The organism is Acinetobacter sp. FDAARGOS_724 (genome assembly GCF_013364475.1).
Taxonomy (GTDB): domain Bacteria; phylum Pseudomonadota; class Gammaproteobacteria; order Pseudomonadales; family Moraxellaceae; genus Acinetobacter; species Acinetobacter variabilis.
On record NZ_CP054908.1, the window covers coordinates 2173798 to 2198994 of the forward strand.

At 40.2% G+C, this 25197-nt stretch carries 29 protein-coding genes; 19 read left to right on the forward strand and 10 right to left on the reverse strand.

All coding sequences use genetic code 11. The features are described from left to right. Window positions 1-23 precede the first annotated feature (23 nt). The gene (locus FOC32_RS11590; RefSeq protein WP_175967542.1) at window positions 24-1454 is read right to left on the reverse strand and encodes a diguanylate cyclase; all 1431 of its coding nucleotides are present in this window, start codon (window positions 1452-1454) and stop codon (window positions 24-26) included. A gap of 326 nt (window positions 1455-1780) precedes the next feature. On the opposite strand from FOC32_RS11590, the gene FOC32_RS11595 reads away from it, so the two are divergent. Continuing rightward, complete coding sequence (locus tag FOC32_RS11595; protein WP_034171190.1) at window positions 1781-2227, forward strand: hypothetical protein; 447 nt, start codon at window positions 1781-1783, stop codon at window positions 2225-2227. Between the two features lie 61 nt (window positions 2228-2288). Here the strand turns inward: FOC32_RS11595 and accC are convergent, their stop codons facing one another. Genes accC through aroQ form a run of 3 tightly spaced genes read right to left on the reverse strand, consistent with a single transcriptional unit; the run spans window position 2289 to window position 4566 of the window. Then, window positions 2289-3659 (reverse strand): acetyl-CoA carboxylase biotin carboxylase subunit, encoded by a 1371-nt coding sequence (gene accC, locus FOC32_RS11600; RefSeq protein ID WP_175967543.1) that lies wholly within the window; start codon window positions 3657-3659, stop codon window positions 2289-2291. A gap of 18 nt (window positions 3660-3677) precedes the next feature. Further along, the gene (gene accB / locus FOC32_RS11605) at window positions 3678-4094 is read right to left on the reverse strand and encodes an acetyl-CoA carboxylase biotin carboxyl carrier protein (RefSeq protein WP_004785952.1); all 417 of its coding nucleotides are present in this window, start codon (window positions 4092-4094) and stop codon (window positions 3678-3680) included. A 16-nt stretch (window positions 4095-4110) separates the two neighbouring features. Beyond that, window positions 4111-4566, reverse strand: a complete 456-nt coding sequence (aroQ, locus tag FOC32_RS11610) for a type II 3-dehydroquinate dehydratase (protein WP_004785950.1) — start codon at window positions 4564-4566, stop codon at window positions 4111-4113. A gap of 1033 nt (window positions 4567-5599) precedes the next feature. Between aroQ and ybaK the strand changes: the two genes are divergently transcribed. The 3 genes from ybaK (at window position 5600) to FOC32_RS11625 (ending at window position 8077) form a co-directional block, all read left to right on the forward strand. After that, window positions 5600-6067 (forward strand): Cys-tRNA(Pro) deacylase, encoded by a 468-nt coding sequence (gene ybaK, locus FOC32_RS11615; protein WP_175967544.1) that lies wholly within the window; start codon window positions 5600-5602, stop codon window positions 6065-6067. Window positions 6068-6276: 209 nt separating this feature from the next. Then, complete coding sequence (locus tag FOC32_RS11620; RefSeq protein WP_175967545.1) at window positions 6277-7530, forward strand: YncE family protein; 1254 nt, start codon at window positions 6277-6279, stop codon at window positions 7528-7530. A 64-nt stretch (window positions 7531-7594) separates the two neighbouring features. Further along, the gene (locus FOC32_RS11625; RefSeq protein ID WP_175967546.1) at window positions 7595-8077 is read left to right on the forward strand and encodes a hypothetical protein; all 483 of its coding nucleotides are present in this window, start codon (window positions 7595-7597) and stop codon (window positions 8075-8077) included. Window positions 8078-8188: 111 nt separating this feature from the next. Here FOC32_RS11625 and FOC32_RS11630 read toward each other — a convergent pair whose 3' ends face one another. Genes FOC32_RS11630 through tusD form a run of 4 tightly spaced genes read right to left on the reverse strand, consistent with a single transcriptional unit; the run spans window position 8189 to window position 9580 of the window. Next, window positions 8189-8500 carry a TusE/DsrC/DsvC family sulfur relay protein gene (locus FOC32_RS11630; protein WP_034705617.1) on the reverse strand — a complete coding sequence of 104 codons (312 nt, stop codon included), beginning with the start codon at window positions 8498-8500 and terminating at the stop codon, window positions 8189-8191. A 14-nt stretch (window positions 8501-8514) separates the two neighbouring features. Beyond that, window positions 8515-8799, reverse strand: a complete 285-nt coding sequence (locus tag FOC32_RS11635) for a DsrH/TusB family sulfur metabolism protein (RefSeq protein ID WP_175967547.1) — start codon at window positions 8797-8799, stop codon at window positions 8515-8517. A 17-nt stretch (window positions 8800-8816) separates the two neighbouring features. Beyond that, window positions 8817-9167, reverse strand: coding sequence for a hypothetical protein (locus FOC32_RS11640; protein WP_005235449.1), 351 nt, complete (start codon window positions 9165-9167; stop codon window positions 8817-8819). 44 nt (window positions 9168-9211) lie between these two features. Continuing rightward, window positions 9212-9580, reverse strand: a complete 369-nt coding sequence (tusD, locus tag FOC32_RS11645) for a sulfurtransferase complex subunit TusD (RefSeq protein ID WP_166135495.1) — start codon at window positions 9578-9580, stop codon at window positions 9212-9214. 69 nt (window positions 9581-9649) lie between these two features. On the opposite strand from tusD, the gene FOC32_RS11650 reads away from it, so the two are divergent. The 7 genes from FOC32_RS11650 (at window position 9650) to FOC32_RS11680 (ending at window position 15337) form a co-directional block, all read left to right on the forward strand. Then, window positions 9650-10660: an NAD-dependent epimerase/dehydratase family protein gene (locus tag FOC32_RS11650; protein ID WP_175967549.1), complete on the forward strand. Its 1011-nt coding sequence runs from the start codon at window positions 9650-9652 to the stop codon at window positions 10658-10660. Between the two features lie 139 nt (window positions 10661-10799). Next, complete coding sequence (gene fumC / locus FOC32_RS11655; RefSeq protein WP_175967550.1) at window positions 10800-12194, forward strand: class II fumarate hydratase; 1395 nt, start codon at window positions 10800-10802, stop codon at window positions 12192-12194. Window positions 12195-12430: 236 nt separating this feature from the next. Beyond that, window positions 12431-12604: a hypothetical protein gene (locus FOC32_RS11660; protein WP_005235541.1), complete on the forward strand. Its 174-nt coding sequence runs from the start codon at window positions 12431-12433 to the stop codon at window positions 12602-12604. A 339-nt stretch (window positions 12605-12943) separates the two neighbouring features. Beyond that, on the forward strand, window positions 12944-13435 hold the full coding sequence (locus tag FOC32_RS11665) for a hypothetical protein (RefSeq protein WP_005235543.1): 492 nt from the start codon (window positions 12944-12946) through the stop codon (window positions 13433-13435). A 418-nt stretch (window positions 13436-13853) separates the two neighbouring features. Continuing rightward, entirely contained in the window at window positions 13854-14456 is a 603-nt protein-coding gene (locus FOC32_RS11670; protein WP_034706681.1) for a nitroreductase family protein, read from the forward strand. A gap of 131 nt (window positions 14457-14587) precedes the next feature. Next, window positions 14588-14953: a hypothetical protein gene (locus tag FOC32_RS11675; RefSeq protein WP_175967551.1), complete on the forward strand. Its 366-nt coding sequence runs from the start codon at window positions 14588-14590 to the stop codon at window positions 14951-14953. Between the two features lie 15 nt (window positions 14954-14968). After that, window positions 14969-15337, forward strand: a complete 369-nt coding sequence (locus FOC32_RS11680) for a hypothetical protein (protein ID WP_175967552.1) — start codon at window positions 14969-14971, stop codon at window positions 15335-15337. A gap of 34 nt (window positions 15338-15371) precedes the next feature. Here the strand turns inward: FOC32_RS11680 and FOC32_RS11685 are convergent, their stop codons facing one another. Then, a complete protein-coding gene (locus tag FOC32_RS11685) occupies window positions 15372-15617 on the reverse strand; it encodes a damage-inducible protein J (protein ID WP_228761259.1) in 246 nt (81 codons plus the stop codon). Between the two features lie 718 nt (window positions 15618-16335). On the opposite strand from FOC32_RS11685, the gene FOC32_RS11690 reads away from it, so the two are divergent. From FOC32_RS11690 to urtE, 6 genes are all read left to right on the forward strand, one after another. After that, the gene (locus tag FOC32_RS11690) at window positions 16336-17103 is read left to right on the forward strand and encodes an alpha/beta fold hydrolase (protein ID WP_175967553.1); all 768 of its coding nucleotides are present in this window, start codon (window positions 16336-16338) and stop codon (window positions 17101-17103) included. A gap of 366 nt (window positions 17104-17469) precedes the next feature. Then, window positions 17470-18708 carry an urea ABC transporter substrate-binding protein gene (gene urtA, locus FOC32_RS11695; protein WP_416378063.1) on the forward strand — a complete coding sequence of 413 codons (1239 nt, stop codon included), beginning with the start codon at window positions 17470-17472 and terminating at the stop codon, window positions 18706-18708. Between the two features lie 94 nt (window positions 18709-18802). After that, a complete protein-coding gene (gene urtB, locus FOC32_RS11700) occupies window positions 18803-20440 on the forward strand; it encodes an urea ABC transporter permease subunit UrtB (RefSeq protein ID WP_175967555.1) in 1638 nt (545 codons plus the stop codon). Window positions 20441-20444: 4 nt separating this feature from the next. Beyond that, on the forward strand, window positions 20445-21518 hold the full coding sequence (gene urtC / locus FOC32_RS11705; RefSeq protein WP_034705328.1) for an urea ABC transporter permease subunit UrtC: 1074 nt from the start codon (window positions 20445-20447) through the stop codon (window positions 21516-21518). Then, the gene (gene urtD, locus FOC32_RS11710; protein ID WP_034171447.1) at window positions 21515-22333 is read left to right on the forward strand and encodes an urea ABC transporter ATP-binding protein UrtD; all 819 of its coding nucleotides are present in this window, start codon (window positions 21515-21517) and stop codon (window positions 22331-22333) included. The genes urtC and urtD overlap by 4 nt, the downstream gene beginning before the upstream one ends. Before the next feature lie 11 nt (window positions 22334-22344). Continuing rightward, window positions 22345-23043, forward strand: coding sequence for an urea ABC transporter ATP-binding subunit UrtE (gene urtE, locus FOC32_RS11715; protein ID WP_175967556.1), 699 nt, complete (start codon window positions 22345-22347; stop codon window positions 23041-23043). A gap of 61 nt (window positions 23044-23104) precedes the next feature. Here the strand turns inward: urtE and FOC32_RS11720 are convergent, their stop codons facing one another. After that, a complete protein-coding gene (locus FOC32_RS11720) occupies window positions 23105-23809 on the reverse strand; it encodes a phospholipase D family protein (RefSeq protein ID WP_004785869.1) in 705 nt (234 codons plus the stop codon). A gap of 248 nt (window positions 23810-24057) precedes the next feature. On the opposite strand from FOC32_RS11720, the gene ureE reads away from it, so the two are divergent. Next, a complete protein-coding gene (gene ureE / locus FOC32_RS11725; RefSeq protein WP_034705323.1) occupies window positions 24058-24540 on the forward strand; it encodes an urease accessory protein UreE in 483 nt (160 codons plus the stop codon). Next, complete coding sequence (locus FOC32_RS11730) at window positions 24527-25192, forward strand: urease accessory protein UreF (protein ID WP_175967557.1); 666 nt, start codon at window positions 24527-24529, stop codon at window positions 25190-25192. The genes ureE and FOC32_RS11730 overlap by 14 nt, the downstream gene beginning before the upstream one ends. Window positions 25193-25197 lie beyond the last annotated feature (5 nt).

Below are 25197 nucleotides of genomic sequence, written 5' to 3' on the forward strand. Positions count from 1 at the left end.
ATAAGGTTGTAGAGGGTTTCAATTCAGGATGCAAGCACCACCTGATTACGGCCCAAGTGTTTGGCTTGATACAAGGCCTGATCCGCGGTATTGATCAGTTGCTGTAAATCCTGAGAAAGTGGGGCGTGTTGATGCGTAATCCCGAGACTCACGGTAATTGATAAAGGTGATCCATCAGGTTGATACATTGGCGTTTTAGCTACCAGTTCACGAATACGCTCAGCAATAAACTGGGCTTTGGAGGGTTTGGTATCCCAAAGCAAAATGACAAATTCCTCACCACCAATACGCGCAAACAGATCCTGAGAACGTAAATTGGAACGGATAATTTCAGCAAAATGTTGCAGTACTTTATCGCCCACATGATGTCCAAAATGATCATTTAAACGTTTGAAATGATCAATATCCAGCATAATCAGGGAAAACTGCACACTCTTGGAATGTTGTAGTAAATATTCACCTTTCTGAAAGAAAAAATGCCGGTTCATGGTCCGCGTCAGACTGTCATGATTGGCCAAATACAATACCCGTTTAAACAGATCATTGCGGTTCTGACTGATGATACACAGGATCAGCGGTGATAATGCCAGCATAAATAGTCCGATCCTTAATGAGATATAAATGGTCGAGTCTGCCAACGTATCATGTGTAGTGGCATAGAACTGGGTCAGGCTGTAATACATCAAAATGATTACAAAGGCATTAATAATTGCAATTGTGAAGATGCGATAGGTCAGTGCTGCCCAGATTAAAGCTGCCAACGGATAAAGCAGGGCACCTGGACCGACAAAAATATTACTCAGGATAATACACAGGATTACCGTACCTGCTGGCAGCAGATAACTAAAAGAGTTCTGCTTCTTTCGGCGATTTTTAAATAAATACTTGAGATCTTTGGTTCTAGGAAAGGCTAAAAAAAGCGGCAGGACAATAATGTAATTTACCATTTCGCCTGTCCACCACAGCCCAAAATCAATCCATAAATTTTCCTTGGTCATAAAGGAATGAGGAAGATTGGGTAAGGTCGCAACGGCAAACACTGCACTGGCCAGGCATCCTGCGAATGCACAGATGCCGAACATATGCACGAAAGTGAAGCCAGTATTGTAGTACTTATAATTGATCTGGAAATATCGGATAAAAAATAGCGATACAATCGTACTGATCAGGTTAGCAAGCGTTAGAAACAGACTCTGTAAAAGATTATTACCTGTCGCCAGATCAGCAAACATGAACGCACAGAAAGCACCTAGCCACCCGCCCATATTGTTTAAACGGGGGAAGCGTAAGAACATGGCCAGCAAGGCAGCATTGGCAGGCCAGAGTATGGCTAAATAATCCTGTGTTCTGGTCATAATGCCAATCAAACAAGTCACTAAAATAATGAAAAGAATGACCAAGTAGGCATATGTTTCAGGATTCAAGTTCTGGTCTGTGATTCGAGGTATTCGCAAATCTAAGTCCTGTATCTAATTTTTATTTGTGAAATATCACTTTGTTTGGGAAATTCTTTTTTACCCAAAAGTACAACTTTATTCTTGGAATAATCTGTTTTTACTTACGTTATCAATATACGTTTGTATACGAAATATATACAAAAAAATTAAAAAAGGAAATCCATGTTTTTAAACTATAATGATAAAAATTTGTTTTATTTCGGTATTTAAACTGATGCAGAGCAGAATATGATCCCGAAAAATATGATAAGTTAAAATTAATTATTAGGATTGAAACGAAGCCTGTGAATATGAAAAAAACCTGTCTTAGCCTTGTCTTGCTCATGAGCTCATCTTGGCTAATGGCAACAGAAAACAATAATCAAACTGCAAATAGTATTGCGAAACCTATCGAAGTTCCGAATACCTTTACCATTAATACCCGTCCTGAAATTGTTGGGCTATGGGGAATGGAAATTCCAGATAATAAAAAATGTGTTGAATACTATAATTTTAAAGGTAATAACAATGTAGTCATTAAAAGCGGTTCAGAATGGACCACAGGGTTGTATGACTATCAGCCTTCACAAGATCCGGCTGCACAGATTCCAGCGCTGATTATGCAGGTGAAATACGACAATAATGAAAAAGACTGTTCCGGTAATCAGGTGGATCAGTCAGGCGAGATTTCGCAGTATTTTGTGAAGTGGCAGAACTCAAATACCATTAATTTCTGTGCCAATGAAAAAGCAGAGCAATGTTTTGCTGTACTTCGACGCATTTTGCCTTGATTGAAGGCTAGATATAAAAAACCGCTGAATTCAGCGGTTTTTTATTAGGTCAAGTTTTGGATCAAGCTTTTTCTTTGTCTTCAGCACCTTCAAGCTGCTTTAACAAATGTTTTTCCAGATAGTGAATATCCATTGCCTGTTCACAGAAATTTTCATCCTGAAGAATCAAATCTTTGTGTAATGGGATATTGGTCTTCACACCTGTCAGAATCATTTCATCCAAGGCCTGCTTCATGCGTGCTATTGCAGTTTTACGGTCTTTACCATGGGCAATTAGCTTGGCAATCATAGAATCATAATACGGCGGGATGCTGTAACCTGGATAGATATGAGAGTCTAAACGGATACCTGCACCACCTGGTGCATAGAAAGTCTCGATTTTGCCAGGAGATGGCATGAAGTTCGATGGATCTTCTGCGTTGATACGGCATTCGATCGCATGACCTTGAACCCGTACATCTTCTTGCTGGATATCCAGACCTAAACCAGCCGCAATACGTAACTGCTGTTCAATGATGTCGATACCGGTGACCATTTCAGTCACAGGGTGTTCAACCTGAACACGGGTATTCATTTCAATAAAGAAGAATTCACCTTCTTCAAACAGGAACTCGAATGTACCGGCACCGCGATATTGCATCAATTTACAAGCATTGACACAGGCTTCAAGAATGTCAGCACGAGCCTGTTCTGGCAGGTTAGGCGCTGGCGCTTCTTCAAGTACTTTCTGGTGACGACGCTGTAAAGAACAGTCACGGTCATACAGGTGGATCGCATGACCATTACCGTCGCCTAGAACCTGTACTTCGACGTGACGCGGTTTTTGCAGGAAACGTTCCATATAAACCGTGTCATCGCCAAACCACATTTCAGCATCACGCTGCGCAGCTTGTACTGATTCAAGCAGGGTATCCACACGTTCTACGATACGCATACCACGACCACCACCACCGGAAGCCGCTTTCACGATGAGCGGGAAACCAATTTCTTTGGCTTCAGCAAGCGCATTGTGAATCGTCACGGCATGATCACAGCCAGGTACAGTTGGTACACCCGCTTTTTTCATGGCAATAATCGCAGAAACCTTGTTCCCCATCAGGCGAATATGTTCTGGACGTGGACCAATGAAGATAAAACCAGAGCTTTCTACGATTTCAGCAAATTCAGCATTTTCAGACAGGAAGCCATAACCAGGGTGGATGGCATCTGCGCTGGTGATTTCAGCAGCTGTAATCAGGGCTGGAATATTCAGGTAACTGTCGCTACTTGCGCCAGGACCAATACACACGGCTTCGTCACAGAAGCGTAAGTGCATCAGGTCTTTGTCAGCGTCTGAATAGACACCGACTGTTTTAATTCCTAAAGTTTTGCAAGCTCGGGCGATGCGCAAGGCGATCTCACCTCGGTTTGCAATTAAAACTTTTTGCAACATTATGAATCCCCGAAGTGATTAGGCGCGGTAACGGAAAAGTGGCTGACCAAACTGAATCACTTCACCATTTTTCACCAGAATTTCTTCAATCACGCCGCTTTGAGTTGCTTCAATCGGGTTCATGATTTTCATTGCTTCAATGATACCCAGTGTTTCGCCAGCAGAAACAGTTTGGCCAATTTTTACAAAAGGTGCTTCGCCTGGGCTTGGAGCCGCATAGAACACGCCAACCATTGGAGATTTTTCAACTGCACCACGAGGAGATTTAGCTGCAGGGACGTCAGCTGCAGGTGCAGGCATTGCAGGAACAGCTGCTGCAACTACTGGATTACGACGAGTCAGAGCAATCGACTGATCACCTTCCTTAACTTCAATCGCCTGTAAGTCAGATTCAATCATCAAATCGATGAGCTTCTTGATTTTACGGATATCCATGAGACAGTATTCCTAATTAAGATTGTTTAGAAGATTGTATTTTTTCAATGACATAGTCGAGTGCGGCAGCATAGCCTTTTGCACCTAGACCACAGATCACGCCAATAGCTTTATCGGATAGATATGAATGATGTCGGAATGCCTCACGTGCATGGACGTTAGACAGGTGGACTTCAATAAACGGGATTGCCACGCCAAGAAGTGCATCACGAACTGCAACTGAGGTATGCGTCAAGGCAGCAGGATTAATAATGATATATTGCACGCCGTCTTGTTGGGCTTGATGAATTCGGTCAACAATTGCGCCTTCCCAGTTGCTCTGGAAAGTGTCAAGTTGTAAAGTAGCTTTTTCAGCCTGAGCAGTGAGCTGTTGATTAATATCTTCTAGAGTTAAATAACCATAAACTTCGGGTTCGCGCTTTCCTAGCAAATTTAAATTCGGTCCATGAATAACCAAAATGGTCGAAGTCATCTATGGTGCTCCAGTTAAAAAGTTTCAGGATAGGTTTGCAAGATGTCTACAAACTTCGCCTATTATGGCATGAATTCCTACATTATTTTTATAATTTCTTTGAATTGACATAGAAAAGCATGTACCACGCAGTGGCCATATAATGAAAACTTTGCAAGCATTTAGCAATGTTCAAAACTACCAAATCTTCGTCTTTTACATCATTTTTATATTTTAGATGAATTGGCTGAATTGTTACATTTATGCTGTGTAAGTTAGACCTCAATGTTTATTCATAACTCTTTTAAATTGAGTGTTTATTCGGCAATGGCTTGTCAAAAATAAAAATTATTACTCGAAGTCTCTGCTCATATCAAAAATTGTGGTGATCGGTAAAAGACCGGATTTTCATTAGATTTTTGAATGAATCAGAATTTTATTCTATTCATTATTCTGTAAACTAAAATATCAAACTTGGAATAAAAATCAAAAAGTTATTTGATAAATGGTATGAACTGAAGTTTAGTATTAAATGGGTTTTATGTCGCTAGTAAAGCAAGTCACACATTATTTTTCTGCAAAAAGAGATAGGCTCATTGCTACTGAACATTGGCTAAATGATACTGGCCGTAAAAGTAAAATTAAAAACTTATGATTCTTCATTAATCTTTTACTGGCCTCATCTAATATTGACGAATGTGCTCAATTTTCTAAAGCTTACCTTTATTTGTAATTCTTTATGTTCGCTCAATAACATTGGCAAAATGGCACTTCATGTATAGGCGTTGTTATTCATCTGAATGTTGCCTATGTTTTTAAATGATGAATTTTTAAGCTTAAGAACAAGATGGTATGCGGAATTACAATGATAAATGGGATAGTTAAGTTCAGTTAAAGTGCAATATGAATAGATATTCTGGATTAAAAGCTAATGGTATCTGATTGTATTTTGAACACATATTGATTATATAAGCTATTCAGAATCACAGAATAAAACCCAAGCAGACTTGATAAGCTATAATGAAGATCCCGTCAAAATACTATCGAAGCTGTTATGACACCTGCATGCAAATTATTAAAATCTCAAAAAATTGAATATAGCATTCACGAATATGAACATGATGCCAATGCCAAAAGCTTTGGTTTGGAAGCAGCAGAAAAGTTAGGGCTGGCAGTAGAAGAAGTATTTAAAACCTTATTGGTCACAGATGAGAAGCAGTATTTTGTGGCAGTTCTTCCAGTCAACCATCAGTTAAACCTGAAAAAAGTAGCATTAGCCTTTGGTTGTAAAAAGCTACAAATGGCTGATCCCAAACAGGCAGAACGTCTAACCGGTTATCTTGTCGGTGGGATTAGTCCGGTTGGGCAGAAAAAACGCCTGAAAACTGTCATTGATGCATCTGCAGAACAGCTGAATAAAATCTATGTCAGTGGGGGTAAACGCGGTCTGGATATTGGTTTAAAACCTGCGGACCTAGCTAAGGTTCTAGATGCTCAATTCGTTGATGTATTGGATGTCTAAAGTTCAAAGCATTTTTCAATAAAACTATCTTACTGAGAAGCGTTCATATCAATGGACGCTTCAACTTTTCTGGATTCTTATCTTTCTATTCTGTCGGAAAATTCAGCATGGTTTTTTCTTCATTGTATAGTGGATGATTGAGATCCACGGCCTGACTGTGGATTGAACAAAGATAAAAACAATAAAATAGAAAATATGGAGAATACCGCATGGAAATCCAGAAAAAACGATTATCACGGTTCTGTATGAGCTTGTCCGCGATGGCCATGCTCTCAGTCTTTTCAACTGCACAGGCAGATTCGTCTACCTTGCCTCAACCGCCCAATTCCCAGCAAGTTTTCTTTGTGGGTAATAACTGGGATGGAACAGTTACAGTGATTCGATCTTCAGGTGACTTTGGCAAGGTTGGTGTGATCAACATGATTCCTGATCGTAAGGAGCGTCTGAAAGAGATTCACCTCAATCCCATTAAACTGATTGCCTATACCTATATTCAAGCTACTGCGGGTGAAGGTAATGATCAGCTGGTCGACGATATGTATTCCACGCCAGATGGACAGTCAGTGGTCGCATCCCGTCCAAGTTTTGCCGATGTGGTCTCTATCAACATCAAGACAGGCAAAATTAACTGGCGTACTCCAGTTGAAAGCTTCCGCGCGGATCATATGGCAGTTTCACCAGATGGCCAGCGTGTCGCGGTTTCCGCATCTTCCGGAAATGTGGTGCATGTACTGGATATTCATACTGGTAAGGAACTTGGTCGATTTGCGACGGGTGATAAACCGCATGAAAATATCTACTTTGATAATGGCAGAAAAATTCTGAACTCGGCCATTGGTAATGTAGAAACCTCTCTTGATGCGCAGTGGCAGGATTTCACCAAGGGTAAACGCTATATCACCATTGCAGATGCCAATACCCATCAGGTGCTTAAGAAAATTGACTTTAGACCGGCATTGGATGCGTTTGGTCGAAAAGATTTATCTAATTCAGTGCGGCCGATGGTCTTTAGCAAGGATGAAAGTAAACTCTATGCTCAGGTATCATTTTTTAATGGTTTGATTGAGTATGACTTAAACCAGAATAAAGTGACCCGTATTGGTCAGTTGCCAGGTAGCGATAGCATTCCTAAAGACCGGACTAAATGGGTGAATGATTCCCGCCATCATGGCCTGTCGATCAGTGCAGACGGTGAGAAGCTCTGTGTTGCGGGCACGATGGATAATTACGCCACTATTGTTGATCGTCAGAGTCTGACTGCCGGAAAATTGATTCCTGCAGGTAAACCATACTGGGCTACCCGAAGTCCGGATGGCCGTAGCTGTATCATTTCAGAAAGTGAAACGGATGTGGTGACCGTAATTGATTTCGCGACAGGCAATAAAGTGACCAGTGTACCTGTAGGCAATCATCCACAGCGTGTCCGGATCGGTTATGCTCCAGCAGACTGGTCTACGCCGTAGCAAATAATGGCTTAAAAAGAGCAATGTGTTATGAAGGTTGCTCTAAGCATTGTAGGTGGCATATATGAGGAACAAAACACTTAATTTATATCTGCTGGCGGGAATGTTATTAACCGGTATTCTGGTTGGGATTGCTTATCAGGTTCATAAGGATATCTATAAGGCAGAGTTCAATATACTGAAACCTGATGATCAGATGACTTTTCCAGCAAAGTCACTGATTACTTCCAGTTTAATTTCTAAACCACCTGTACCGGCAAGAACGGCTGGACACCCGGAAGTGGATTCTGAACAGCAGGTCTTATTACAACAGAGAGAGCAGCTTTATCTGGATTTTACCCAAATGATGAATGGTTTAAGTCAAGGCGAGAAGCCAGATGAACGCCAGCTGGATCGTTTGCTGGTACAGCAGCAGAATCTGGTAAATGCTCAGGTCGTTGCTCCGGAAGAAGCGAGAGCTCAAATAGAATTTTTGCAGAAAGTTCTGCCTGAAATCTCTCCACAGCTGGATCAAGCCTTAAATGCTTTAGATGAGAATGGTTTTTAACCTTCCTTAGTTAAAAGTTTTATTTAGCCGTGAATACAGATCATAGATAAGCTTAATAAGAAAAAGCCCGTTAAAACGGGCTTTTTCTTCATTCATATTTTAGATTAAAACTTATAAGCAGTTCGCCGGTTTCGGGATACCAGCCAGTCGGCTTAAATGGCGTGCCACCAGACCTGTATTAAACTTTTCCTGTAATAAGGCATTGTTAATTTCCGGGTTGACTGTCTTCATCAAAAACTTAATCAACGGACGGGTTGCAGGAGAATGCCCAAACTGCTGATAAAATTGACGGACTGCCTGTAGCACTTCAAAATGCCAAGGAGTAAGTTGAAGTTCTAGTGTATCTGCCAGTACTTGGGCAACGTCTTCATTCCAGATGGTGTAATCGACTAAATGACCATCTTGGTCCAGTTCTAGATTCATATGTGACTCATGGATTATTTCATTGAGATGCAACGACTAAATTTCAGACATAGATCTGCAAATTCGGAGTAGTCGAGTAAAGCAACATTTTCCGATAAAGGTGAGGTCAGAATTTCTGCATCATTTCTTAGGATATAAACTTGCGGCAGTTGCTGTACGAAAGCATGGTCCAGATACAGCACAGATTCTCCCATCAGGACCACCTGATCATCTGAAGCATGGAGCTGTGCTAATTGATCAAGGACTGACGCCGTCGCTGCATAATCTGGCTGGATCAGGTAAAGGGTTTGATCTGACATTTATTTATCCTTTGTCCTTACCAATACAATACGTGATCAAATTTTTGAACGAATTCTGAATTGAGTTCAATCAACTCAATCTCCTGTTCGCTTTGCTTTACAAAAGGAGAGTCCTGATTTTTCTGCTCAACCAGAATTGGGGTCAGGTCATAAAATTCGAAACTATCCACCAGATTTGAAGCCAGTTTAAAGGCATGTTTAAGCTGGTCAAACTGGAGCTCAGAACGTAAAAGACTCAAGGCCGCGCCTTGGAGTAATACTTTAACTTCAGCGCCGAAGGTCGCCAGTACCATCGTGGCAGACAGGCTTTCATGCACCTGTAAGCTGTTTAGGTTGGCTTGGGTTAATATAACAAGTACAGATTTCACACAAGATTCCTTTTAAAAGCAACACATCCTGAAAAATGAAGCATCTAGAATTGAATTAGACGTTGTGAGGACTGAACAGCATCAGCAAGCTCGCCTAGACCGACCAATTCAAAACCATCAGCAAGATTATGTTGCTGAATATTGTGACGTTGAGCATTTTCCTGATCTGTAATCCCACGCGCTAAGGCTGCACTGACACAAACGGGTAAGCGGATCTTCAGATCCTGCCAGGAACGTGTGAGATGACGCTGGTCGTCGGGCACCCATTGCAATGCATTTGCGACCGACACGCCATCTTGATAGAAAAATACACGGAAAGCTTCCTGTTTATGTTGTAAAGCTTGGGCGAGTCCAAGCGCATGCCAGGCATAAATAGAAGTCGGTGCGGAGGTAACAAGAATTAAGGTGCTCATCGAAATTCACTACAGGCTTGATCAACGCGGGATGATGATCTTGGCTACAAAGATAGTAGGTAGTATACAATGATTTTAGTGACGGGTGGTTTAGGCTTTTTAGGCTCACATATTGCTTTAAGTCTGATGGCACAAGGACTAGAGGTCATTGTGGTCGATAATCTGGCCAATGCCAGTCTCCAGACCTTAGAACGCCTTGAATTTATTTCCGGCCGCTATGTGCCTTTTGTCAAAATTGATATCCGTAACACTCCAGCACTAAATAAAGTTTTTGAACAGAATTCGGTACAGGCTGTCATTCATACTGCAAGCTTTAAATCATTAGAAGAATCAGTTTTAAAACCACTTGAATACTATAATAATAATGTCAGCTGTATCATGAGTCTGATGCGTGCCATGCAGCGTACCGGAGTGCGAAATCTGGTACATTTATCTTCATTGGCTGTATATGGCCATTCCGGAACGGATTTAAAAGAAGATCAGGCTTTCAATTACACTTATCCAAACCCTTATATTAAATCACAGCAGATGGTGGAAGAAATCATTCGGGATACTGCCAAGACGGATAATGAATGGCGTATTGCGATGTTACGTCTTTCTAATGTCGCGGGTGCTTTTGAAAATGGCATTTTAGGTGAATGGGTACCACCTCTACCAAAGAATATTGTGCCTCTGGCCATGCAGGTGGGTGCGAAGCAGCGTGAATATCTGGAATTGCGCCGTCAGGCCAAGACCGAAGACTATACGGTAGAACGCAGCTTTTTGCATGTGATGGATGTCTGTGATGCGGTATTCAAATCACTACATTGGCTTTCTCAACAGCAACAATGGACTTGCGAAGCCTTTAATATTGCTGGAGAGCTGATCTCAATGCAGACTTTGCTGGATCAGGTTGCAGAAGTCACCCAATCTGCTGTTCCTACAGTAGATGCTTTGCCATATCTACATGCCGAAATGGATCAACTGGGTGCTAATACAGATAAGGCCCAACAGTTGTTACATTGGCAGCCACGCTATACCTTAAGGAAAATGTTAGAGGATGAATGGCTGTTCTATCAGAATACATTAAGAGGGCAGTGATTTAAAATCCTATAAGCTAATTATTGATAATAATTATCATTTGCAAAATTAATCAAACTCATTAAGATGAATGAATAGGGTACAGCATTGAAGCTGCTGTCTAAATGAGTAAAACATGGAATAACAATTGAGGTTGAGCATGCAAACACGTATTGAACATGATACGATGGGAAAAGTCGCTGTACCGAGTGAAGCACTTTGGGGCGCACAAACTCAGCGTAGTCTACAGAACTTCAAGATTGGCAATGAGCATTTGCCGCGCGCCATGATTCGTGCCATGGGCTTGGTCAAGAAAGCAGCTGCGATCACCAATGCCGAGTTAAACCAGATTCCTCATGAGTTATCGACCTATATCATCGGTGCTGCGGATGAAGTGATTAGCGGTCAATGGGATAGCCAGTTCCCGCTAGTTGTATGGCAAACCGGTTCGGGCACGCAAAGTAACATGAACTGCAATGAGGTTATTGCCAATATTGCTAACCAGAAACTGGGCAATCCTTTAGGCGCACAAAAGCCTGTGCATCCAAATGATCATGTCAACCGCGCTCAATCGACCAATGACTCTTTTCCGACCGCGATTCATGTGGCAGCTAGCTTACAGATCAATGAACTGTTAATACCGGCAGTGACACGTTTACGTGATACCTTGCATACTAAATCTCAGGAATTTGCTGAGATTGTAAAAATTGGTCGTACCCATCTTCAGGATGCCACACCTTTAACTTTAGGTCAGGAATTCAGTGGATATGTCTCTCAACTGGATCATGCCTTGATTCGTCTGTATCAGGCTTTGCAAGGGTTATATGAATTGCCACTGGGTGGAACCGCCGTCGGTACAGGCTTGAATGCCCATCCAAACTATGCTGTTAAGGCCGCGGATACTCTAGCGGAATTAACAGGTTTGCCTTTTGTCACTGCTCCTAACAAGTTTGAAGCTTTGGCCGGCCGTGATGCAGCAGTATTTGCTTCAGGTGCTTTAAAGACTTTAGCGGTTAGCCTGAATAAAATTGCCAATGATATTCGCTGGCTGGCGAGCGGACCACGTTGTGGTTTTGGTGAATTACGTATTCCTGAAAATGAACCGGGTTCAAGTATTATGCCGGGTAAGGTGAATCCAACCCAAAGTGAAGCCATGACCATGGTTGTTGCTCAAGTTCTAGGAAATGACACGACGATTAATGTGGCCGGTGCATCAGGGAATTTTGAGCTAAATGTCTTTATGCCAGTGATTGCTTATAACCTGTTGCAGTCTATCCAACTGCTTGGCGATGCATGTAACAGCTTTAACGATAACTGTGCAGTCGGAATCGAACCTAACCGTGACAAGATTGAGCACTTCCTGCATGATTCATTAATGCTGGTCACTGCATTAAATCCAGTGATTGGTTATGAGAATGCAGCTAAAGTGGCCAAGACTGCCTATAAAGAAGGTAAAACCTTAAAACAGGTCGCAGTAGAACTTGGATTGGTGACTGCAGAACAGTTTGATCAGGTGGTTCGCCCTGAAAATATGGTGGCTCCAAACGTAAAATAAGTCTTCTAACTATGGTTAAATAATAAAGCCCTCTAAATGAGGGCTTTATAATATCTAAGGATTATTCATACAAATTTTAATAAAATCAATTGCACATGTTTTTTCTGGAAAATTCTCATTCAATTAAGTTTGCTTATTAAATGCTATGAACCATCTATCGTTCAGGTTTTGACAGATATGCAATGAAGGATTACTAATAGAAATTCCCTGATAACTAGAAAAATGAGGTAAGGGTGATGACTGACTTTGATGATGATTTTGATTTGGACGAACCCTATCCAGATGAGGATTTATATCCAGATTATACAAAAAAGAAGTGTAGCAGCTGTAGCGGTACCGGCTATAACGTTGTGGAAGCTAAACAGTGTATCGAATGTATGGGAACCGGCAAAACTGGTGAGATAGATTAACTCAAAATTATAAATATTTATTAAGCCTGCTCTATGAGTGGGCTTTTTTATTCTCCTCATCAGAAGTTCTTAATTTTATAGATTCATGAGCAAATAAAAGAAAGAATCTAAAATTACGGGTGAAATCGTATTAGAAGGATGGTTAGAGATAACTATTGAAGTTTTTTTAGTGCTAAAGCCTATCCTCATGGCTTCTCATACCGAATTAACATTGAATAAGCGTATATAGCTGCTAAAATGCAGTTCGTTTTTACTGCTGTTTTGTCGTTTATTCCGCATGAGTTTCTATAGCTTATGAATAAACATCCATAAAATAGCAGGTTGTTTAAGGAAAATTTAATGCTTGATATTTATTTAACAGATGTTCAAAAAAAGGTTCAATTCAAGGATTATCCAGGTGAGCATCCTGTTAAATTTATTCTGAATTTTAAAAAGATTTTTCCAAGCGTAATGGAACTTCTTTTACCTGTTCTCCCAGAAAATGAAAATCTTGATGAAATGACCTGGGAATCAACCACTCAGGACTTTGAGACATTTCAGATGTTATTAACAGGGTGGGGCATTATTGAATTGCGTTTAAATGCGATCACCCAGTATAAAGATAAGACATTTGCAGATCAGTTGGTGAAAGAAGCACAGCAAAAACGCAGAGAATATCAGAAGAAACATCTTAAGCTTTCTAGTGTGGATCTGGATTATCTATTTATGCATGATGTGCATGGCTTGATTGATGCTGAACTGGTAGAACTCGGTGAAAAATTCTATTTACCAACCTTACGTGATCTTTGGAAAAATAAAGTCTCTGCTCAAGTGCTTAATGCCAAATTCTAAGTAAATTCAAGCTGATTCATTCAATTTCATCCTCCAAATTGGGGGATGATTTTTTTATAGCGATTTCTAAGAATTGACATTTCCCTCATAATAAATAGCCTAAGCAATTTTCTATATTTATCATCAAAACAGATTTCTGCTACATCATTGAACATGGTGATTTATTTTAAAACAGAAATTGGCTCAGAAAAGGGCATTTATTTTTTATCGTTTGATAAAAAATAAATTAAAAAAATATTCTTTATCAAAAGAATATATAAAGATATTACTTTAATAATATAGCTATTCCAGTCATATTTTTTTAAGCTATCAGTACTTGTGAGTAAATGAATCACAGAATTCTTATTCATTAGAATTCCTTCATAAAAATAAGTGAAGGTTCCAGTTTTCCCGAAGATATATCCAAGGATTTAACCGAATGTCGAATCAGTTTTTAGATTTAATTACAAAACGCCGTACTATTTATGCCATTGGTAAAAATGTAGAGCAGTCTCCTGAATATTTAACTGATTTGATTCAAAATGCGATCAAGCAAAGTCCGTCATCTTTTAACTCACAATCATCTCGCGCCGTTATTTTATTCAATGGCGAACATGAAAAATTCTGGGGTTTTGTCGCTGATAAATTAAAAAGCTATGCCAAAGATGAAGAAAGTGCTGCAAAAACGACTGCAAAAATGGCAACCTTTGCTGCAGGTACGGGTACAGTTTTATTCTTTGAAGATCAAAATGTAGTAAAAGGCTTGCAAGAGCAATTCCCATCTTATGCCGAGAATTTCCCAATCTGGGCAGAACATTCAACTGCTATTGCTCAGTTCTCTACCTGGACAGCATTGCATACTGAAGGCCTTGGTGCATCTTTACAACACTATAATCCGATAGTAGATGAGCAGGTTCATGCAGAATGGGATATTCCAGAAAACTGGAAACTTCGTGCTCAACTGGTATTTGGTTCAGTTGAAGGTGAAGCGCGTGCGAAAGATTATCTGGAAGATGATCAACGCTTCAAAGTTTTCCAATAAGCTTAATTTCCGATCTGTCTTTAATCCTTTTTAAGGACAGATCTCCAGGTTGTTTATAAAAATACGCATTAGATTTTTTAAAACTAGGCTAAACTAAAGCGGTATTTAAAGAATTTAATGAGTCAAATCGAATGTCGAAAAACACGCAGAAATTATCACCATTACAGGAACTGATTGCAGAGCAGAAATTACTGTGTGAAGAGGTCGGTTCTGCCTATATAGAAGTCAGTGGGGATGATGTTGTTGCAGTGGCTGTACATACTTTGAAGCAGGATCCAATTGTCGGAATCCGTAGAAAGCCTGAGACAGAAGAAAATATTAGTTGGTATATTTATGGTGGTGAACTGGCTTCAAATGAAGATGCTTTTGAAACCATGACTGTGCGTGAGTTACAGGATATCGCCCCTGAAGTTTTACCTTATCTGGCTTTAGAGCAGGGCTACCGCTTCATGATTGATGCAGATGATTATGAAGATGTCTGGAAAGAAGAAAACTAAAAGAAGACCTTCGAAATGATCAAATCCTCATCTTTAATATGTACTTTCTTTATTTGCATGCAATTGAACAATATGGCTTTTGCCGAAAAGCTTTCACAAGCGGATTATGATCAGTTTATTGCTGCGCAAACAAAAATAGTCAATGAAACCAAACATATTTTAGATGAGCCAGATCAGAATGCAGATGCCCAAAGTCAACGTCAGGCATTCTGCCAGCGTTTAACGGCTTATGAAGAGATTCAAAAAGTCTCTGAAGAAAATCAAGAGCTCAATATGGCGCCCACAATGGCGATGATTGCTAAAAACTTTTTGGATCGACAAGCACAGAGTATGAATAATTCAGGTATGACCACCGCAATATTTTGTAAGAGTAGGGAAGTGTAATTAATCCATAAAAGCAAGAGCATTGTCTTGAGTTTTAATAGCCACCATCATCATTTAAAAATGCATCCTTCTGTTCTGGAATGGAAACTTTGACAGTTGGAATAGAGTAACTCGCTGCTGTTAATCGAGCTATATTGAAATCCTTAGTTCCTACTTGAGGGATAATAGGTATTTGACCTGTTCGAACAATTTCACCATAAACTATCGTGATCAATTCTGCTGGACTTAATCCGGCTTCTGCGATCACACATTCTGCTGATTTAACAACGTCTTGATCCACCAAGAATTCAATGTTTTTTTAACTAAATTGTTCATAAGATAGCCTTAGAATACATTTTATACACTACTTTAAACTATCAGATATGAAGCATATATACAAACTAATGAAATTAAATATTCATATCTTATTTAGGGATGTTGGCCTGAATGAAGGTATATGAATCAAAAGGGTAGGGCCAAAAAATTAGCTCGTTTTTTCGACTCTCAGCTTGCTTATAAAATGCATAAATACTCTGATACGTAGCATAAGGATTTCAGTGCTTTTTAAATTACTCATTAAATAAACTTTATAAAAATCTATTTATATACAAATTTTACCGGGTTTATATCAGCTACTTTTGAAATTTATTAATAAATATTAAATATTTATGTGTTTCTTTTTTACTCAAACGAAGGGCGGTAAAATCATTGCACGCTAAAATAGCCTAAGCAATTTTCTACTTTATATTTATTCTCGCAAAATCCATATCCCATAATTAAAACTTAATACCAAATAAACCTCTAAAACTCGTATATTTCCTAAAAATTTTAAAATATTTTTTTTATTAATGATCTAGTGTGACACTCAATTATGAGCAGATATTGCAATTTAGCCTAAGCAGATTTTACTTTAATCAAAATAGCCTAAGCAGAATTTTAATTTTTGTCATTGGCAATTGATTAACTTCCAATATAACTCCACTATTAACACTTAACATAAGAAATCACGGAATTCTCAAATGATCCTGAATTATCAAACACAAACCTATGAAACATCAACTTTAGCACCAATAGTATTTATTCATGGTTTATTTGGTAGTTTAAGTAATTTAGGTATGCTAGCTAGGCATTTTTCAGAGCAGACAACTACCATTCAAATTGATGTCAGAAATCATGGTTTATCTGGCCATTCTGATGAAGTAAATTATCAAATCATGGCCGAAGATATTTTAGAAACTTTAGCCAGTTTAAATATTAAAAAATTTATTGCAGTCGGGCATTCGATGGGCGGAAAAATTGTCATGAAGCTGGCAGACCTAGCGCCTGATCAGATTGAAAAACTGGTTGTACTAGATATCACACCAATTCAATATCAAGAAAATCATCATTCTGAAATATTTAAAGCCTTGTTTGCAGTCCAGCAGGCGCAAGTTGCTTCACGGAATGAAGCAGCAAAAATTATGCGTGAATATATTCAAGAGGAAATGGTCATCCAGTTTCTTTTAAAATCATTCAATAAAGGGCAGTGGTTGTTTAATGTGCAAGCACTGTTTGATTATTATGAAGATATTACTGCTTGGGAGAAAATAGAAAAAAATGAACTTCCAGCATTATTCTTAAGAGGTGGAAATTCATCGTATATCTCTACACCTGAACATTTTGAAGCCATCAATCAGCAGTTTGCTCATGCACAGGTTGAAGTGATTGAAAATGCAGGGCACTGGCTACATGGTGAAAAGACGGCGGAAGTTTTGCAGCATATGCAAAATTTTATTGATGAAAAATAAATTATATTGATGAGCAGATTTACCTTCTGCTCATTTTATTTATGCATCCTTAGTAAGCATTCTTAATATTTTGATTTAAAAGCCTGCACTTTTTTGAGGTTTTTATAAGCTAATTAATTGATTTTCAGCTCCAGAATTTATTTTCTATTTTAGGGCAACATGTATTTATTGGTGCAAAATTTAATCTATATTTTTATTCAAAATAGATAATCATAATGAAATTCAGTGATTTAAAATTATAAATTAAAAGTGGCACAGTATTTGAATAGCTTCTCTCAAATTTTTTAAAAATGCCTGACTAGGGTTGGAGAGAAGTACATGAAAGTCAAACAAAAAAAGTTTTCTAAAAATTTAATTGTTGCTGCGATGTTGGGGACACTAACTTTAACAGGTTGTTCGAAGTCGCCCGAAGATAAAACGGCCGCTACCTCTGAGCCGAAAGCAGCTGCAACTAGTGGGGAAACGATTAAAGTTGGTATTTTGCATTCTTTATCTGGCACGATGGCCATTTCTGAAACTTCATTAAAAGACACAGCATTGATGGCGATTAATGAAATCAATGCCAATGGGGGTGTCTTAGGTAAAAAGCTTGAACCAGTTATCGTTGATCCAGCATCTGACTGGCCACTATTTGCTGAAAAAGCACGTCAGCTCATCACTCAGGATAAAGTTGCGGTTATCTTTGGTTGCTGGACTTCAGTATCACGTAAATCAGTATTGCCAGTGGTTGAAGAGTTAAACGGCTTATTGTTCTATCCAGTCCAATACGAAGGTCAGGAACAGTCTAAAAATATTTTCTATACCGGTGCTGCGCCTAACCAGCAAGCGATTCCTGCTGTTGAATATCTGATGAGTGAAGAAGGCGGTAAAGCAGAACGCTTTGTATTACTAGGTACAGACTATGTTTATCCGCGTACTACCAACAAAATTCTTCGTGCTTTCCTGAAATCTAAAGGCGTTGCTGATGCTGACATCATGGAAGAGTACACACCATTTGGTCATAGTAATTATCAAACCATTGTCGGTAACGTGAAAAAATTTGCTGCAGGTAAAAAGACTGCGGTGATCTCAACCATTAACGGCGATTCAAACGTACCGTTCTATCGTGAATTGGGTAACCAGGGCATTAAAGCTTCTGATATTCCGGTTATGGCATTCTCTGTAGGTGAAGAAGAGCTTCGCGGTATTGATACCAAGCCTTTGGTCGGTCATTTAGCGGCATGGAACTACTTCATGTCCGTGAAAAATCCGAAAAATACCGAATTCAGCGGTAAGATGAAACAGTATGCAGTGGAATACAAACTGCCTAATGCAGATAAGTTCGTAACCAATGACCCGATGGAAGCGACTTATGTCGGTATCAATATGTGGAAACAGGCGGTAGAAAAAGCCGGTTCTACTGAGGTAGATAAAGTTCGTGAAGCAATGGCAAGTCAGACCTTTGATGCACCATCTGGTTATCAGTTACAAATGGATGCTAACAACCATCATTTACATAAACCGGTGATGATTGGTCAGATTCGTGGCGATGGTCAGTTTGATGTGGTTTATAAGACACCGAAAACCATTGCTGCTGAGCCATGGAGCCCATACATTCCTAAATAATTTTCTCCGAAGCCTGCTGCTTCGGCAGTAGGCCTTTCTTGTTTTTCATTTCCCGGACGGGACAGCGTTAAATATATAAATAGGGAGGGCACTCATGTCCACTCGCCTAAATCTCGCGGCCATTTTTTTAATTTTGAGTCAGTGTTTGTGTCTCAATATGGTGCATGCGGAAACTCAATCTAGCGAAACAACCGTATCGCAATCATCTCAACAGTCACTTGATGCTATTCAGCAGTTTGTTCGTGGGGACTTTGCCACTCGTCGTGCTTTATTAAACCAGTGGCCTGCCAGTGTTGAACAACTTGATCAGCTGGCAGAGTTTGTTGAAAAAGATCAGCTTTATACTGACAGTTCAGGCAATACTTATATTCTGGAAGCTGAAGACAAACTGGTTAGCTATCCTGACGGAAAAACCGTGGAAACCTGGCCATCTGATTTATCGCAAATTACGCTGGTAAATACCTTAAATAAAGCACTGACCTTTGGTTTAGCAAAAAAGAAATTAAATTCAGAAGAAGCCTCTCAGCGACTTGAGGCGATTGATATTCTGGAAAATAACTTGTCCGAACTTGATGCTAAAGCCATCAATCAGATGTATTTAAATGAAAAAAACAATACGGTTAAATCACGTTTTGCCCAGTTAAAAGCACGTCTGGATTATCAATCTGAAAATGTCCTGACCAAAATAGAAGCGGCAAAAGTTTTAAAAGATTCCAACAGACCAGACGTTCTTGCACTGGTTCAAAATGAACTGGCTCAGCCAAATCTGCATCCTGATTTAAAAGCAGCGCTGGTCGATGCCAGAAGTAGTATCAAAACCCGAATTCAGGCCAGTGAATGGGCTGGACATGTATTTTCCGGTTTAAGTACTGCCAGTATTTTATTGCTTGCGGCTTTAGGATTAGCCATTACATATGGCTTGCTTGGTGTCATTAATATGGCGCATGGCGAGCTGATCATGATCGGGGCGTATACCACTTATGTAGTGCAAAGTTTCTTTAAATCGCATTTTAGTGGTTTGATAGATTGGTATCTGATCGCAGCGATTCCTGCGGCATTTATTGTCAGTGCAGCGATTGGCATGCTGATCGAACGTACCGTGATTCGTCCTTTATATGGCCGTCAACTGGAAACCTTATTGGCAACCTTTGGGGTGAGCCTGATCCTGATGCAAGTGGTGCGGATGATCTTTGGGGCACAAAATGTCGAAGTTTCTAACATTTCATGGCTTTCAGGCGGGATCTCGATTACTCCAAGCCTGATGCTGCCTTATAACCGTATTGCAATTATTGTCTTTACTGTAGCTGTCTTGCTGCTACTTGTTTATCTACTGAATAAAACCCGTTTTGGTTTATTTGTCCGTGCCGTAACGCAAAACCGTCAAATGGCTCGTGCTGTCGGTATCCGATCCAGCCGGATTGACATGATGGCATTTGGTCTGGGTTCAGGTCTTGCCGGTCTTGCCGGCTGTGCCTTGGCTCAAGTGGGTAATGTTGGGCCAGATTTGGGCCAGAACTACATTATCGATGCTTTCCTTGTGGTTGTTGTCGGTGGTGTTGGTCAGGTATGGGGTGCAGTTCTTGCCGCTTTGGGACTGGGTGTCAGTGGTACCGTACTGGAAATTGGTATGGGTGCAGTATTGGCAAAAATTATTCTCTTGGTTCTTGTGATTTTGTTTATTCAGAAACGTCCACAAGGTTTGTTTGCCATTAAAGGACGCTTTGTGGAGTAAGCCTATGAAAATCACATCATTACTTTCAGATAAACCTTATAGCGCACTCGCAATTGCGATCTGTTTTGTTATTTTACTGGCCTTGCCATGGTTACATTTATTGCCAGCGGATTCGAGCCTGCATCTGTCTGCTTATTGGGTCACTTTGATCGGCAAGATCATGTGCCTGGCGTTGGTGGCTTTAGCACTTGATCTGGTCTGGGGCTATGCCGGTATTTTAAGTTTAGGTCATGGCCTGTACTTTGCCTTGGGTGGTTATGCCTTTGGGATGTATCTAATGCGTCAATCAGCAGGTGATGGTTTGCCTGACTTTATGCGTTTTCTGAGCTGGACTGAATTACCCTGGTTTTGGGTGGGGACTAATCATTTCTGGTGGGCCATGATACTTGTGGTCTTGGTACCAGGACTAATTGCCTTTATTTTCGGCTTCTTTGCTTTCCGCTCAAAAATCAAAGGCGTTTACTTCTCGATTATTACTCAGGCGATGACTTTTGCGGCAGCACTTTTATTCTTCCGCAATGAAACAGGCTTTGGCGGGAATAACGGTTTTACCGGTTTCAAAACCATTTTAGGCATGGACATCACATCAGCACCGATGCGTGCCAGCCTATGTTTTATCACGGCTCTGGTGTTATTGCTGTGCTTTGTTGGTCTACGCCATTTAATGAATAAACCTTATGGTCGTGTGCTTGGCGCGATTCGTGATAGTGAAAACCGTCTGCAATATTTAGGTTACCGCACCTTATGGTACAAGCTTTCAGCCTGGGTATTATCTGCTGTGATTGCAGGTATCGCTGGTGCACTGTATGTACCACAAGCCGGGATTATTAATCCGAGCGAAATGAATCCGGTGAACTCGATTGAAATGGCAGTCTGGGTAGCGGCTGGCGGTCGCGGTACCTTGATCGGTCCGATCCTGGGTGCAGGCTTAATTAATGCAGTTAAAACTTACTTTACTGTCGCTTATCCAGAAGCCTGGTTATTAATTCTGGGGGCATTATTTATTGTGGTCACCATCTTCCTGCCTAAAGGCGTGATTGGATTATTTGACCGTTTTAAAAAGGAGCGTAGCGAATGAGTGAAATTTTACAACCTCATGGCGGCCATGCTTCTGAAGGCTATGGCCGACCAAAAGAGCAAGGGCCAGATTTTAGCCATGGGATCGCACTTTATCTGGAAAAAGTCAGTGTCTGGTTTGATGCTTTCCGTGCCTTAAATGATTTATCGCTGTATATCGAAGAAGGTGAATTGCGCTGCATCATTGGGCCAAACGGCGCGGGTAAAACCACGTTGATGGATGTCATTACCGGGAAAACCCGTCCTACTGAAGGTTCTGCATTTTTTGGCCAAACCTATAATCTGGCGAAAATGAGTACTGAAGAAATTGCAGAAGCTGGCATCGGGCGTAAATTCCAGAAACCAACGGTGTTTGAAAATTTCACCGTGATGGAAAATCTGCTCTTGGCTGCACCTAAAGATAAACGTGTTAAAAAAAGCTTTTTCAGCAAGCTCGATCCGGATGCACAAAATGCCTTGGATGAATCCTTACAGCAAATCCGCTTGCAGGAATTTATTCACAAACCTGCAGGGCTTTTATCTCACGGTCAGAAACAATGGTTGGAAATTGGCATGCTGCTGATGCAGCGTCCAAAACTCATTTTACTGGATGAGCCTGTAGCTGGGATGACCGATGCTGAAACTGAACGGACTGCTGAACTTTGTCTGGAGCTGAAAAAAAATCATACGCTGGTGGTGGTCGAACACGATATGAGCTTCATCGATACTATTAGTGAAAAAGTAACGGTGCTGGCACAAGGGGCGATTTTAGCCGAAGGCACATTGGCAGAAGTACAGGCCAATGAAGATGTCATTGAAAAATATCTTGGACGTTAAGGGGCTGACTGATGCTAGATGTTAAAGATGTAAATCAGTTTTATGGCGGTAGTCACATTTTACGTGATGTGTCTTTCAATGCGCCTGTCGGTGAGTGCTCAGTGGTTCTGGGTCGTAACGGCGTTGGTAAAACGACGCTACTTAAATGTTTGATGGGGATATTGCCCATAAAATCAGGTCAGATACTGTTAGATGGCAAGGATATTTCCAAGCTGAGTCCTGAACAGCGGGTTCGGACAGGTTTGGCTTATGTGCCACAAGGACGAGATATTTTTTCGACGTTAACCGTTGAAGAAAATATTCTGATTGGCATGGCGAAATTTAAGGGAGCCAAAACCCGTAAAGTACCCGAACATCTCTATGAGATTTTCCCCGTATTAGAGGAAATGAAGTATCGACGCGGCGGTGACTTATCCGGTGGCCAGCAGCAGCAGCTTGCCATTGCCCGTGCATTGGCTTCTGAACCACGTGTGCTCATTTTGGATGAACCGACTGAGGGGATTCAGCCATCTATCATTAAAGATATTGGTCGGGTAATTCGTAAGCTGGCTGATGGCGGTGAAATGGCAATTGTTCTGGTGGAACAGTTCTATGACTTTGCTGAAGAACTGGCAGATGGTTATACCGTCATGGCACGTGGGCAAGTGATTGCTCAAGGTATTGGAAGTGAAATGCCGGAAAAAGGTATTCGGGATCTGGTAGCAATTTAGTCATACTGCTTTTAAAGCCTCCCTTTTACAAAGGGAGGTTTGGAGGGATTTATAAATATAATTAAATCTCTGTATTCTCACTCCATAAAAAATACATGCCATATTGTCCAGTTCGGAATTCTCCACCTGCAGATTTACCTTCATCTGTTAAAAAATGCTTTCCATTTTCATTGAGTGTTAGATAACCTTTGGCAATCAATTTCTCAAAAGTGTCTGCTGTTTTTAAGCCTAGTTTTGCTGCAAGCTTCGCTGTGGTCAGCTTCGTGAACGCTGTATTTTCTTCTGATTTATTCTCTTCAGTTGGTATGGTCTCTGCTTTTACCTCATCTAAAGTAATACGGACTTCATCACTAATTCGAATAATCCGTTGTGCTTCTTCATAAGCTTCTTTAAATACATCATTATCTTCGTACTTGCGGATTAGAATCCCCATTTCATTGTTATTCACTTGGCTAAATTCATAGAGATTCAAGCTTGAAATGATGCACTCTGATTCATTCAAATAGCATTTTGCATGTAGATTTTTACAAAAACTTAGACGCACATAATCCAGTTTTTGCATCCATTTAATTTCATCAGGATGCAGATCACTTTTACCGTAAACAATACGGATATCAATTTTTAGCCGATCTTTGTCTTCCAATAGCTCTTTAATACGATCATTGAGACGCAAATATGGACTAATTAAAATTAAACGCTCTTTGGCATTTTTAATAAGTTCTTCTAGAAAGAAATTTGTTCCGCTTGTGTTTAAAAATTTTGCCATTTATTTCTCATATTCTTATTTAATCATTGTAGAGATATTAGCTTAAATTTTTGAATCAAGAAAATAATTTAACTTACGTATTAGCTCAACAAAAAAATTTGAGATTTTATCTTTCATTCAATTTTAGAATCTTTAAAAATCCAAGTTGGCACGATAACTGCTTTATTTTGATGCAAATTTTAAATGCTAAAAATATTTGGTTTCAATTTGGAACAAATACAGGATTTATCAGCATCAGTAGGGTAGTTATGAAAATTTATACGCAACGTTTGGAAAACATTGCACCAGAAAGTGATTTTGAGTCTCTTGAACTCACATTCGATACACGACAAAAGAGCCGTTTTCGTGCAACTTTAAAAAATGGTGTCGATATTGGTGCAGATTTACCACGTACTGGAATCTTGCGTAGTGGTTATTTTATAGCAACTGAACAGGGTGACATTCTTCGAGTCGATGCAAAACCTGAAAAATTGATGCAGGTAACTACAAACAATAGCTTTGACTTATTAAAAGCAGCCTATCACCTGGGGAATCGTCATGTTCCTCTCATGTTAACACCTACTGCATTGTACTTTGAACCGGATCATGTACTGGCTGAAATGGTGCAAGGCTTAGGTCTTGAAGTTCAGGAAGTCATGCACCCATTTGAACCTGAAAGTGGTGCTTATGCACAGCATCAACATGATCACCGTTTAAGCCCAATCAAGGCTTTACATCATGTCCATCACTAATGCGTCTCAACTGCTCAGCTTGCTGACTTTATCTTCAACGGCATTGCCGATTGGAGCGTACTGTTATTCACAAGGGGTGGAAAGCGCTATCGAAAAAGGCATGGTGCATGATGAAGCCTCTTGTGTGAGCTATTTCCAAGAAGTATTGGAAATGCTGCTGGTGCGTTTTGAGCTTCCCGTACTCAAGCGTCTGGTGGAGTCTTTTAATAATCCTGAAAAATTTCACTATTGGGCAGAACTGTATCGGGCCAGCCGAGAATCCAAAGAATTACTGGCTGAATCACAGCAGTTGGCATTTTCCTTGAATGCATGGATTAGAGATGTGTTAAAGCAGCCGCCGAGCGTAAAAAAGCAATTAGGGTTTGTGCCGGTGTATGCACATTTATGTGGTGAGCTGGGTTTAGATCTTGCCGATGTATTAACTGCTTATAGCTTTACGGTTTTGGAAAATCAGGTGCTGGCAGCAGTAAAAACCATTCCACTCGGGCAAATGAGCGGGCAGCGGATTATTTGGCAATTACATCAGGAAATTCCTAAAGCTGTACAGGCTGCATTAGCTTTGAACGATTATGAAATCAGCAGCGCATTGCCGCAATATGCCATGTTGAGCATGTCGCATGAAACCCAGTATTCACGCTTATTCCGGTCGTAATCTTC